This is a genomic window from Bacillus sp. EKM202B, assembly GCF_011066025.1.
Taxonomy (GTDB): domain Bacteria; phylum Bacillota; class Bacilli; order Bacillales; family Bacillaceae_G; genus Bacillus_A; species Bacillus_A toyonensis.
Window position 1 is genome coordinate 99,699 of sequence record NZ_JAAMNK010000004.1, and the last position, 13,293, is coordinate 112,991.

The window sequence follows — 13,293 nt, forward strand, 5'->3', positions numbered from 1 at the left end:
ACATTCACCCCTTCTGAAAAAACTCTAAAGCCAGAGAGTATTTAATTCATAATGTGCAATAATTGTGCATTTCTCTTCTCTCGTTCTTCTTCACTGACTAAGTCATACTTTTTTAATAAATGAAAGATGTCGTTTAATATTTCCTGTGAATGTTTATTTTGCAAAAATCCATTCAAATCTTTGAAAAGAATTTCAGATAAAAAATCCTTTTGACTTTCAAGCTTATTCATTACATCTTCAATAGAATGATCAATATTACATGCCATATTAAACTTCCTCCTCTATCCTCTATAAATAATATCTTCTGCTAATGCAGTAAATACTTCTCCAACGAGAGAGTCTTCATCATATACAGATGAATCGCTATTTTCTTCACGTTTTGCAAAAGGTATTTGTGCAATTACTTCCGTTTGCAATTGTTCTGCTAACATTTCGCCGCCCCCTTTTCCGAAGAGATAATTTTTAAATCCATCTTGCTCTTCGTAATAAGCCATATTTTCCACAATTCCTACAATCTCGTGTTTTGTATGTTTTGCCATTACGCCTACTCTAGAAGCTACAAATGAAGCTACATTGTGCGGCGTTGTAACGATAATTTCTTTCGCTTGTGGGATCATCGCTGCAACATCAATGGCAACATCTCCTGTACCAGGTGGTAAATCGAGAAGTAAATAATCTAAATCTCCCCAGTGTGTATTCGCAAGGAAGTTTTGAATCCATTTATTTAACATCGGTCCACGCCACATGACTGGATTATTTCCTTCTGTAAAAAATCCCATTGACATAATTTTAACACCATGACTAACGACTGGAATTGCTGTTTGATCAATCATTGTTGGTTTTTGATTCGTTTCCATCATAGCCGGAATGCTAAAACCATATATGTCTGCATCTAAAATCCCAACCTTTTTACCCATTCTAGCTAAGGCAGTAGCAAGATTAATTGTCACCGTTGATTTTCCGACTCCGCCTTTCCCACTCGTTACAGTAATAAAATGTACACCTGAATCATGACGGAGCATGCTTGGCATACCTGTTTCTGTTCTACTATTTTTCTTTAATTTTTCTGTTAGCATAGCTCTTTCTTCTTGTGTCATCGAACCAAATGTTACATCCACTTTAGATGCACCAATTGCGTGAAGGGACTCTTCCACATCTTGTTGAATTTTCGCCTTTAACGGACAACCTTGAATGGTTAACACTACTTCAAGCTTAACCTCTGTTCCATGTATTTGTACATTTCTAACCATATTTAATTCTACAACACTTTTGTGTAACTCTGGATCCTCTACATGTTGTAATGCGTTCATTATTTGTTCTTGAGTAAGCATAGAGCTCATCCCTTCTCTTATTCTAATTTATATATAGCATCTTCTTATTACTTCAACTGATGAAAGTTTCCATCTATTTTTTAATGTCTTTAATAGTCATCGTTGCGAGAAAGCATTATTATCCCCCACTTACAGGCGGGATTAATGCGACGATATCTCCAGCTTTTATCATCTCTTCATTCGTTACAAACTCTTCATTAATTGCAACCATTACTGTATCCAAAGATTGCAAATGATAACTATCTTTCAACCATTCATTTAATTGTCCAACAGTCATTTCTTTTTTTTCTGAAATTATTAATTGATCCGATCCGACTTCCTCACGCAAATTTGCAAACAGTAAAATTGTAATCATTTTCTCATTCTTTCTTCTTCGGTTTTCCTTCTGGATATGATGTATTTTCAAGTTGATCTCCAATCCACATCGTTCCATCTTCCCAAAATTCTTTTTTCCAAATTGGAACGATGCGTTTTATGCGTTCAATCGCGTACTCATTCGCTTCATAAGCTACTTTACGATGCGGTGATGAAACTGCAATAACTACCGCAATATCCATTATTTCCAGCCGCCCTACACGGTGCGTAATGGCTACTTGTGCATCCGGCCATTTCCCGTTAATTTCCTCACCAATTCTCGTAAGTTGTTTTACTGCCATCGGTTTATATGCTTCATACTTTAAATGTAGCGTTCGTTTTCCTTTTGTTAATTCTCTCACCGTACCAATAAATGTTGTAATCGCACCCGCTTCTCTTCTTGCGACTTTATTCGTTACTTCTTCCACTAAAATTGGTTTTTCTACAATCTCAAATAGCACTTGTCCCATTAAAACCACCTCTCACTTTATGAAATGTCCAAGGCCATTCACTACCTTCGTTATCTTCTAATAAAAGAACATCGACAAACATATCTTTTTTATATCCTCTCGTCCCGCCCGGCAATACGATAAACGCGTTGGATTCTGCCAATGAAGAAACTGAGCTAGATTTATCAAACCCTGATGGATAAGCGATTAATTTCCCCTCATCATATTGCAATTTTGCTCGTACAAATCTTGTAAATGGATTCGGTTTTAGAAAATCTTCTCCTAATAACGCTTTTTCTCTTTTTAAATGTACTTTTTCACTAAACATATACGTCCGAATACACGGTCTTACGAATAATTCAAACCCTACGTAACAAGCTGATGGATTTCCTGATAAACCAAATAATAGCTTGCCATTTAATTGTGCTACAGTCGTTACACTTCCTGGTCGCATTGCAACCTTATTGAAAAGAACGGATGCACCTAACCTTCCATATATAGCTGGTAAATAATCGTAATCTCCTACTGATACACCGCCCGTTGTAATGAGCATATCTACTTGACTTAACGCATCTTTCACAGCTGTAAAACACGTATCAAAATCATCACTAAACTTCCCAAAGTATTTTACTCTTCCGCCCACTCTTCGAATTTGAGACAGTATCATGTACGTATTACTATTTCGAATTTTTCCTGGCTCTAACGACTCATTTACATCAAGTAATTCACTACCAGTCGCTAATAGTCCAATTACTGGCTTTTTCGCAACTGGCACTTCACTATAACCGAATGTAGCAAGAAGAGCTGAAATACCTGGATTAATGTACGATCCTTTCTTTGCAAGCACCGTTCCTTTACGAGCATCTTCACCTTGAAAAGAAATATTATCACCCGTTTTGAATGAGCGTTTCACTTCCATATAATCGTTCCCATTATCCTCATATTGACGAGTCAGTTCTAACATAACAACCGCATCACAATCATTTGGAATTTGTGCTCCTGTCATAATTCGAACTGCTTGAAACGAACCTACTTTCTCATCGAATAGTGATCCTGCACCAATTTCACCAACTACTTCAAATACAATTGGCGTTTCATAACTTGCTAAATTCGTATCTTCTGCTCTAATAGCAAACCCATCATACGGTGAACGATTGAATGAAGGTACGTCATGATTAGCTACTAAATCCTCCGCTAATATACGTCCGTAAGCTAATTCAATAGGTAGTAGCTCTTTTAAGCCATTGTTAGCAAATCCCATCACTTTTCGAATAGCTTCTGCAACCGTAATTGGCACTCTTCTTCCCATTATTGACAATCCTTTCTATTAACCGAATAAGCGATAATATAGTTGTTTCGCTTTTGGAATTTCGTTTGTACCATGAATGAACACACGACCATCTTGAAAAATAACGACGCGATAATCCTCTAATTGACAAGATAGTAAATATGGATTCCGCTCTACTTCCCCAAGTTTTTTTAATACTTTTTCTACGTCATCAAAATTGTATTGCCTATTTTCTATTGATCTTATTTGAACTGTATTTCTTCCGCATAAAACAGCTACCTTCGTTTGGTTTTCGTATGATAAATAAGGATAAGCTCGATTTAAACCGCACGATGGACAATCGTCCGTTTTTATTTTTCCTAGTTTTATAAAATGATTTTGATTACTCCATATATCAAACATGAAAAACGTCTTTCTAATTACTGAGTAATCTTCCACTAAAATTTTGAGTGCTTCTGCCACTTGATATGCCGCAACGATTTGAACAGCTGGACTAATAATCCCAGCCGTGTCGCACGTCACACCTATAACAGGAACATTCTTCAGTACACAATGTAAACACGGCATTTTTTGCGGAATAATCGTATAACTCATACCGTACGATCCAACACAAGATCCATATACCCACGGAATATTATGTTTTTGTGATAAATCATTTATGATAAATCGAATATCAAAATTATCTGTAGCATCAATGATTACATCGACATTTTCTAATGGCCCTTCCATGTTTTCTACACTTGCATCCATTATGAAAGCATGTATTTGTACTTCTGAATTAATTTGTTCCAACCGTTTTTTAGCAGCAATTGCTTTCGGGATTTTCCCTCTTGCATCTTCTTCAGAGTAAAGTTGTTGTCTTTGTAAATTACTCCACTCTACGTAATCACGATCAATAATTGTCAACTTACCAATACCTGCACGCACGAGACTTTCTGCACTTGTACTTCCTAATGCACCTGCTCCTACAATTAACACATGCTTATTCCGAATTTTTTCTTGCCCTTTACTCCCGATTGGTTTGAACAACTGTTGCCGAGAATACCGCTCCTCCATTGCATACCCTTCCTTTCAAGAAATCTATTTCACATTAGAGTCTTGTTTTTGATAACAAGCAAAGTAAGCAAACCCTACAAATCCAGCTCCTCCAATGACATTTCCGATAAAAACAGGAACAAAGTTTTTAGCGAGGTCCAGCCACGTCAGATGACCTGCAAAAATAACCGCTGATATGACAAACATATTTGCTACTACTTGTTGAAATCCAATCACTACAAATGCCATAATTGGAATCCAAATCCCAATTATCTTTCCGACAAAATCACTCGTGCCGTAAGCAAGCCAAAGCGCAAGACAAACGAGCCAATTACAACCAATCGCCAAAATTAAAGTTCTCCCAAACGATTCGTGTAACTTCCCTTCCGCTATCGCTAACGTTTTATTTAAATAATCTCCCTCTGTTAATCCGCCAAGATGTCCAAAGCAATACGCAACGAAAATTGCACCAACAAAGTTCATTACAGTAATCCAAGCCCAATTATTCAGTACACTTATCAATGTAATTTTCTTTGCATAAAGCGCCATAGACAGTGACATCATATTTCCTGTAATCAATTCTCCTCCTGCTAACACTACGAGCATAAGCCCAATAGGAAACACTGCTCCTCCTAAAACATTCACTAAACTTCCCCAATGCTCCGGCAAATTACCTAATACTCGAATGTTAAGTAAAAATCCTAATGATATAAATGCTCCTCCTAAAAAACCGAGAATAAGCATTGCTGGCAGCGTCTGGCTTACTTTTTGAACACCGGCCTCGATTACGAGTTCAGCAATTTGTTCCGGTTTATGAAATGCCATTACCAATTCCTCCATTTTCTCCAAATAAAAAAGCAGCTTCAAAAAACCTCCTGAAAATAAAGGTTTTTGAATGCTGCTTAATGTCTCTGCACATCTTTTACAGAGAGATCAATCATCACTTTTACTATGAAATAGAAAGTCCACATCTCTTGCACACTTTCCATTTTCCACTATTATGTCAGCCTTATATATTAACCACCGATATGTGACATTTCAATTTTAGGCATTGTTTTCTTATTAGTATGACTTAAGCGTTCGTCTGAATATCGATCTTCTCGATTATTCCAAATGTCGTGAATTACAGCTGTAATTTCCTCATCCGTATCCCCCGATCGAAGCAATGCTCTCAAATCATTTCCTTTAGAAGCAAATAAACAAGTATACAATTTTCCTTCTGCAGAAATGCGAGCTCTCGTACATGATGAGCAGAAAGAATCAGTTACAGATGAAATGATACCTATTTCCTCATCACTGCCTATATAACGGTACCTAGTAGCTACTTCACCTGGATAATTTGCTTCTATCCGTTCTAACGGCATAACCTCACGAATTGTATTTACTATTTCTTGTTTGGAAATAACTTCACCTAACTCCCAACCGTTATAATTTCCAACGTCCATATACTCAATAAAACGAAGAATATGCTTATTTTCCTTAAAGTATTGCGCCATCTGCAAGATGTCCTGTTCGTTTTTCCCCTTTTGAACGACCATGTTTATTTTAATTTTCATACCAACTTCAGCCGCAGCCTGTATACCTTCAAGAACCCTTTGCACTTTGCTTCTATTACCATTTAAATAGAAAAAGCGCTCTTCTTCTAATGAATCCAGACTAACTGTCGCACGTGATAACCCCGCTTTATATAAATCAGGTGCAAACTTTTTAAGTAACGATCCATTTGTTGTTAAACCGATATCCTCCACACCATCTATTTTATTAAGCCGCTCAATAAGCTCTGGAAGCCCTCTTCGAAGTAACGGCTCTCCGCCTGTAATCCGTAACTTTCTCACACCTAAAGAAACGAAAATACGTGTTATCCTTTCAATCTCATCAAAAGATAAAATTTTATCATTAGACAAAAACGAATAATCAGGACCAAATATTTCTTCTGGCATACAATATCGACAGCGAAAATTACAGCGATCAGTAACTGAAATACGTAAATCCTTTAACGGACGATGCAATTTGTCTAATGTAATTGATTTCATCTTCCTTGCCTCACTTTTACTTATTTTATATTTAAAACACGTTCTGGATGCGTATATATATTTAAAGACTGATTACGAATAAACCCTATCGTAGTAATCCCTAACTCTTCCGCTAACTGCAAAGCTAATTCAGTTGGCGCTGATTTTGACAGTATAATTTCACAGCCGATTTTTGCAACTTTCAATAATATTTCTGAAGAAATACGACCACTAAAAACAATGATTTTATCTTTTATAGAAATATTATTTTTTAAACAATAACCGTAAATTTTATCTAGCGCATTATGCCTACCAATATCCATTCGGCCTAAAATAATACCATTTACATCACATAAAGCTGCGTTATGCACTCCGCCAGTATGTCGAAATGCATCCGCAGATTGCTGCATTTCATTCATTAAACGAAAACAATCTTCGACAGCAACCTTTACATGGACACCATTCATTTTCTTTACGCTTATTGCATCATTTGCAAAAACAAACCCTTGCCTACTCATACCACAGCACGAAGTAATATAACGTTTATTTTGCATTTGTTCGTAATACGGGTTTATTTTTGTTGTCGTCACATGTACAAATCCTTCTTTCTCCTGTACCCATATGTGATCAATATCTTCATACTTCCGAATAATTCCTTCAGATGCTAAGAAGCCTATTACCATATCTTCTATATATTCTGGAGTACTAACCATTGTAACAAACTCCTGTCCGTTCATTTTAATTGTGACTGGAAACTCTGTTACAATGCTGTCCTCTATATGCTTAAACACCCCTTGTTCATAACGGAAAACTTCTCTTTCTACCTGTATCGGTTTCACGATCAGCATCCTTCTCTCACGTTATATTTTTATCAAAAACAAATACCGAAACAGCAATATCTTCTTCTACTTTCATATCTGAAAATAAGTTCACTAATTTCGCTCCAACAAGTTCCTCCAAATGTTCACGAGAATTCGCAGCGTAAACTTCTTGAATCATTTTCGTTCTAGCCATATGAACCATTTCCGCGCCATCCATCGTACTTGAAATGAATTTCTCAGTAGGTGTTAAGTTCCCATACAGTGTTGCAATCGCCATATTTTCAGCAAATACAGTATGAATTCGTTCTGGTCCTTTTCCGAATAGTTCCTTTCGGAGTTTTCGTATCATATCATTAAATTCATGTACCTTTTTCGTCATAAAATCATACCTCCTAAAAGCCTCATTTTACTTTATTATATATTTTACCAAAATGATCTTTTCGCCCAAACTATTTCGTACAAATATTTGGACGAAAAGGTTAACTTCATGAAGTTTATTCGTCTTTTAATCCTTTACCCATACCTTTTAGGAAATGAAGACCAAACCCGATAGCACGGTTAATATTTGGATCTTTTAATACTTTCATAAGATCGAATATCCCCACTTTTTTATTACTTTCTAGATGCTCATTACCTTCTTCCAGTCCTACTAATAAACTACCTATAAGTTTTTTCGTAAGTTCTGGGTCAAGTTCTGTTAAAGCACCTGCAGCACCCATCATATTATTAATTAAATTTGTAACAGGTTTACGAGTTACTTGACCGAGAACGATCTTTGCGATTGGTTCTTTCGCTTTCAGCATAGAATTTGCTGCTTCTAGCATGCCAATATCATTTAATTCCCCGACAATATGAAACATTTGATTTAAAGCTTCTTCATTATTAGCTAGAAGCTCCTTTAAATCCTCTAACTTTTGCTGTTTTATTTCTTCCTCAGTTAATTCATGTTTTTGAATCGTTTTAATAGGTGCAGCCATATTTTTTCTCCTCCCTACTTATCCGTTAAATGTACATACCCTGGACGTGCCCACTTACGATCTACCTCAATACCAGCTTGAGGATGACGTTTTTTATTACGCGGGTTCGCTTTTGGCATCGGATTTTCGCCATTAACTTCTAACACTTCCATGCGCACTTTCGTCTGTTTATAAGCAGGTGTATTCGTACGTACGTCAACAGCAGGGCCTGTTAAGAAATTAATTGCCGATTCATTATCTGTAGAGTTCATCGGTACATATAACTCATTCGCTTTTACACGATCCGTTACAAGTGCCCGTAATTTTAGTGCTCCAAAAGGAGAAACAAGGCGCACTAATGAACCTGTTTTCACGCCACGTTCTTTTGCAAGTTCTGGAGAAACTTCAACAAAAACGCCAGGTACTTTCGTTTGAATACCTGTTGATTTATTTGTCATATTTCCTTCATGGAAATGTTCTAACATACGACCGTTGTTAATGTGAAGGTCGAACTCCGCTGGGAATTCAGCTGGACGTACCCAGTCAGCAATCGCAAAACGCGCTTTTTTATCTGGGAAATTAAATCCATCTTGGAAAAGTAGCGGTGTATTCGTTCCATCAAAACTTCCCCAATGGAAACTATTCCATCCTTCAAGTACTTCATAGTTTGCTTGTGAGAATAGCGGTGATAAGCTTGCCATTTCAGCAAAAATTTCACTTGGGTGACTATAATTCCAGTTTGCACCTAATTTATTCGCAATCTCCTGCACGATCCACCAGTCTGGCTTCGCATCACCAAGCGTAGGAAGAACTTGATACAATCTTTGCACACGTCTCTCTGTATTTGTGAAAGTACCTTCTTTCTCAAGAGATGGTGCTGCCGGTAATACAACATCTGCGTATTGAGCAGTTTTAGAAAGGAAAACATCTTGTACAACGAAGAAATCAAGGCTTGATAACACTTCATGTACATGATTTGCATTCGAGTCTACAAGAGCCATATCCTCTCCGACAAGATACATAGCTTTCATCTTTCCTTCTTCAATTGCGTGAAGCATTTCAATATTATTAAGACCTGGTTCACTATCAATTTCCACTCCGTAAGCCATTTCAAATTTCGTACGTTCCATATCGTTCGTAACGTGCTGATATCCAGGAAGCCATCCTGGTAAAGTTCCCATATCACAAGCACCTTGTACGTTATTATGACCTCGAAGTGGGTAGGCACCTGCACCTGAACGACGATAATTCCCTGTTGCAAGAAGTAAGTTTGAAATTGCAGCGGAAGTATCAGAACCACCTGTATTTTGCGTTACCCCCATACCCCAAAGGATACATGTACCATCTGCATCACGAATCATTTCAGCCATTTGGATAAGTGTTTCTGTTGAAATACCTGTTACTTCTTCTGCATATTCAAGTGTATATTCTTTTAAGCTCTCTTTAAAATCTTCAAAGAAGTTTACATTTTCATTAATAAACTCCTGATCATGCCAACCTTGATCAATCATATATTTCGCAACAGCCATTAACCATACTTGGTCTGTTCCTTGTTTTGGACTAATAAAGACATCTGATCGCTCTGCCATTTCTGTTTTACGAAGATCCGCTACAATTAACTTTTGTCCGTGTAATTTATGTGCCCGTTTAATACGTGTAGCTAAAACAGGATGACCTTCTGTCGGATTACATCCTACAATAATAACAAGACCAGATTGCGCAATATCTTTAATCGTTCCTGCATCACCGCCCATACCAATTGTACGGAATAAACCATCCGTTGCTGGTGATTGGCAATAACGTGAGCAATTATCAATATTATTCGTTCCAAATACTTGCCGAGCTAATTTTTGAATGGCATAATTGTCTTCATTCGTAATTTTAGAGGAAGAGATAAATCCGATAGAACCTTTGCCGTACTCTTCTTTAATAGCGCCTAATTTATTTGCAACTACATTCAGTGCTTCTTCCCATGTAGATTCAACAAACGTTCCATTTTTACGAATTAATGGTTTCGTAATTCGTTCTTTAGAATTTACGAAGTCCCAACCAAATTTCCCTTTTACACAAGTTGAAATTGCGTTAACTGGCGCATCTGAAGATGGTTGTACTTTAAGGATTTTACGCCCTTTCGTCCACACTTCAAATGAACAACCGACACCGCAAAATGTACATACTGTTTTCGTTTTCTTCGTACGAGTCTCACGCATGGCCGCTTCCACTTCTGATACCGCAAAAATACCGCTATATCCAGGCTCAACTTCTTTAATTAAATCTACCATCGGTTCAAGAATATCCGGCTTTAATCCCGTCATAAATCCAGCTTCACCAAGCATTGATTTCTCCATTAAAGCATTACAAGGACAAATCGTTACACATTGCCCACAGCTCACGCATGAAGAATCATTGATATCTACACCATTATCCCAAATAACACGAGGACGCTCGGCTTCCCAGTCGATAGATATCGTTTCATTTACTTGTAAGTTTTGGCACACCTCTACACATTGACCACATGCGATACATTGATTAGGGTCGTAGCGATAAAACGGATGAGTCATATCAACTTCACTTACATCTATTTTTGGTTCGTAAGGATATTTTTGATGTTCAATCTCCATTAATTCTGCAGTATTATGCAGTTTACAGTTCCCATTATTGTTGTCACATACCGTACAATATAATAAATGGTTTTCTAATAATCGATCCATCGCCTCTGTTTGTGCTTCTTTCGCACGACCAGAACCGAGTTCAATGTCCATACCTTCCGTCGCCACTGTCGAACAAGATCTCATCAACTTTCCATCAACTTCTACAATACAAGTGTCACACGTTTGAATAGGGTCTACTTCTGGTACATAACAAATTTGCGGATGTTCAATCCCGTTGTCATTAATGATGCCTAATATCGTTGAACCGGGCTCCGCTGTATACTTTTTTCCGTCAATTGTAATATGAACCATGTTGTCATTCATGGTCTTTCCCCCTTTTTGAGAATAAAAAAACTCCACCACGAAAATATACGCACCACATTTTGGGCACGTTATCATCATGGTGGAGTAGTGTATTAGCACATCTTGCTAAAATACCAATCCATTTATTCATAAATAAAACGATAGATTCATAACAGGTCATATCACGATTCCATCTTTAACACTATTATTATAGCGTTAAAGTTAAAAATATACAATATGTAATTTAAACTACGCATATGTCTGCATGCAACTATCCATAATAACCCATATAAAGTGAAACTTTAATCAGCCTTAACCAATCGGGCTTTTACGGGCAGCCCGTTAATCCGGGATAAAACATAACAAGGAGAAAGTGAACAAATGGGGTCTTTTAACAAATGGATACGCGGTGAAAAATCTTTTTCTGCACAAGAGCAAGCTGATCATACATTACATAAGCCTATTTCTTCTTCTCTTCCACTTAATTTAAAACACTTGTCCAAGTTATTTAGTGGTATTCCAGAATTAATTACACGTACTTTTCCGTTAAAAAACGGCCAAGAGGTTGCTCTTATATATATGGAAGGACTTGTAGATAAAACTGTTATTAATGTAGATATTCTTCGTCCTCTTTTATTTAAAGAGTGGAATGAGGACGATTTTTGGGAATCTTCCGTTTCTATCGGAAATATAAAAAAGGTTCAGAAGTGGACAGACATTGAACAATCCCTTTTACATGGTAAAAGTATTTTATTTATAGATGGGCAACTATCAGCTTTAGAACTAGATACGCAAGCGGCACCAAAAAGAAGCATTGAAGAACCTACAACAGAGACATCAATAAAAAGCTCACATGAAGGATTTAATGAAGTAGCGAGCGACAGTTTCGCTCTTATTCGCCGATATATCCCAAATCGCGAATTAAAGGTGAAGGAATTCACCGTTGGCGAGCGAGCAAGTTCTAAAGTTTTTTTACTTTACCTAGCAGACATCGCAAACGAAGATGTCATACAAGAAATGACATGCCGCATTGAATCAATAAAAGTGGATGCTATTCTTACTACCGGTGAATTAGAAGGTTTTGTTGAAGATAATTCATACACGCTCTTTCCACAATTATCAATAACCGAACGTCCTGATACGACGGCCCATCACATTTTGAATGGGCGAATCGCTGTTGTTGTAGATCGCTCACCCGGCGTATTAATTGGACCTATGACCTTTTCAGCTTTTTTTCAAACAATAGATGATTACAGCTTCAGGCCAATGATTCCATCTTTTATACGTCTCCTTCGTTTCACAGGGTTATTTATTGCAATTTTTGCTCCTGCTCTTTATATTGCTATGATTTCCTTTCATTATGAAGTGATTCCGCTTAAATTATTGTTAACAATCGGCGAGTCTCGTGCTAAAATTCCTTTTCCACCTATATTAGAAGCACTTTTGATGGAATTAGTACTTGAAATGCTCCGTGAAGCTGCGGTTCGGCTTCCGGGTCCCGTTGGACAAACGATCGGCGTCGTAGGAGGAATTGTAATTGGACAGGCTGCAGTGAAATCGTTATGAAAGCGCACTTCTTCTTCTATTACAAAAGAAGGCTAATACACCAGTTTCTCTTACAATGAAGATCCCTTCTACTCGAGTTGAAAGTAATAGTAATTTAAAAGATACAGAAGGCAACGATTTCGTAACTATAAATGTTCTTAGCATGAATCGTAACATTCGTTCAGGCTATAGCGATAACCGTTTCAAATTTAATATTAAAATGAATTTAAAAATTGCTATATCTGAGATTACATTCAATATGGATTTAGATAAAGATAAAAAGAAATTAACTTCATTTATCGCAAAACAACTAAACAAAGATTTAAACGAATTAATTCACAAAATTCAAAAACAGCAACTGGATCCATTCGGATTTGGTGATTATGCGAGGGCTTTTCAATATAAAGAATGGAAGAAGGTTGAAGACGATTGGCCTAATTCCTTTTCCAAAGCTAGCGCAAAAGTAACACCGACTATCAAAATTTTAGAAAATGGGATTATTAAATAAAAAACACGCTATCTGTTCTTATAAGTATAAAGAACAGATA

Annotated in this window: 12 protein-coding genes and 2 pseudogenes; 2 read left to right on the forward strand and 12 right to left on the reverse strand. The window is 36.9% G+C overall.

Translation table 11 applies throughout. From position 1 onward, the window contains the following. Positions 1-41: 41 nt before the first annotated feature. From G9F74_RS07365 to fdhF, 12 genes are all read right to left on the reverse strand, one after another. The gene (locus G9F74_RS07365) at positions 42-266 is read right to left on the reverse strand and encodes a hypothetical protein (protein WP_000752368.1); all 225 of its coding nucleotides are present in this window, start codon (positions 264-266) and stop codon (positions 42-44) included. 15 nt (positions 267-281) lie between these two features. Further along, positions 282-1,331, reverse strand: a complete 1,050-nt coding sequence (locus tag G9F74_RS07370; protein WP_016108887.1) for a P-loop NTPase — start codon at positions 1,329-1,331, stop codon at positions 282-284. A gap of 118 nt (positions 1,332-1,449) precedes the next feature. After that, positions 1,450-1,686, reverse strand: a complete 237-nt coding sequence (gene moaD / locus G9F74_RS07375; protein ID WP_000628491.1) for a molybdopterin converting factor subunit 1 — start codon at positions 1,684-1,686, stop codon at positions 1,450-1,452. Positions 1,687-1,690: 4 nt separating this feature from the next. Then, positions 1,691-2,155 carry a molybdopterin synthase catalytic subunit MoaE gene (gene moaE / locus G9F74_RS07380; protein WP_016108889.1) on the reverse strand — a complete coding sequence of 155 codons (465 nt, stop codon included), beginning with the start codon at positions 2,153-2,155 and terminating at the stop codon, positions 1,691-1,693. After that, a complete protein-coding gene (locus G9F74_RS07385) occupies positions 2,136-3,443 on the reverse strand; it encodes a molybdopterin molybdotransferase MoeA (RefSeq protein WP_016108890.1) in 1,308 nt (435 codons plus the stop codon). Before G9F74_RS07385 ends, moaE begins: the two co-directional genes overlap by 20 nt. A gap of 18 nt (positions 3,444-3,461) precedes the next feature. Further along, on the reverse strand, positions 3,462-4,478 hold the full coding sequence (locus tag G9F74_RS07390; RefSeq protein ID WP_000392759.1) for a molybdopterin-synthase adenylyltransferase MoeB: 1,017 nt from the start codon (positions 4,476-4,478) through the stop codon (positions 3,462-3,464). Between the two features lie 24 nt (positions 4,479-4,502). Further along, positions 4,503-5,282, reverse strand: a complete 780-nt coding sequence (locus G9F74_RS07395; RefSeq protein ID WP_000863999.1) for a formate channel — start codon at positions 5,280-5,282, stop codon at positions 4,503-4,505. 191 nt (positions 5,283-5,473) lie between these two features. Continuing rightward, positions 5,474-6,490, reverse strand: a complete 1,017-nt coding sequence (gene moaA, locus G9F74_RS07400) for a GTP 3',8-cyclase MoaA (RefSeq protein WP_016108891.1) — start codon at positions 6,488-6,490, stop codon at positions 5,474-5,476. 20 nt (positions 6,491-6,510) lie between these two features. Continuing rightward, positions 6,511-7,308, reverse strand: coding sequence for a formate dehydrogenase accessory sulfurtransferase FdhD (gene fdhD, locus G9F74_RS07405; protein WP_016108892.1), 798 nt, complete (start codon positions 7,306-7,308; stop codon positions 6,511-6,513). Positions 7,309-7,324: 16 nt separating this feature from the next. Then, positions 7,325-7,669 (reverse strand): Na-translocating system protein MpsC family protein, encoded by a 345-nt coding sequence (locus G9F74_RS07410; protein WP_000163331.1) that lies wholly within the window; start codon positions 7,667-7,669, stop codon positions 7,325-7,327. A gap of 115 nt (positions 7,670-7,784) precedes the next feature. Next, positions 7,785-8,267, reverse strand: a complete 483-nt coding sequence (locus G9F74_RS07415; RefSeq protein ID WP_000729912.1) for a helical membrane plugin domain-containing protein — start codon at positions 8,265-8,267, stop codon at positions 7,785-7,787. Positions 8,268-8,281: 14 nt separating this feature from the next. After that, on the reverse strand, positions 8,282-11,221 hold the full coding sequence (gene fdhF / locus G9F74_RS07420; RefSeq protein ID WP_000999391.1) for a formate dehydrogenase subunit alpha: 2,940 nt from the start codon (positions 11,219-11,221) through the stop codon (positions 8,282-8,284). A gap of 360 nt (positions 11,222-11,581) precedes the next feature. On the opposite strand from fdhF, the pseudogene G9F74_RS07425 reads away from it, so the two are divergent. Then, positions 11,582-12,760, forward strand: a pseudogene (locus G9F74_RS07425) (spore germination protein); the annotation flags it as partial. Continuing rightward, positions 12,756-13,253, forward strand: a pseudogene (locus tag G9F74_RS07430) (Ger(x)C family spore germination C-terminal domain-containing protein); the annotation flags it as partial. The pseudogenes G9F74_RS07425 and G9F74_RS07430, both read left to right, overlap by 5 nt. Between the last annotated feature and the right edge of the window lie 40 nt (positions 13,254-13,293).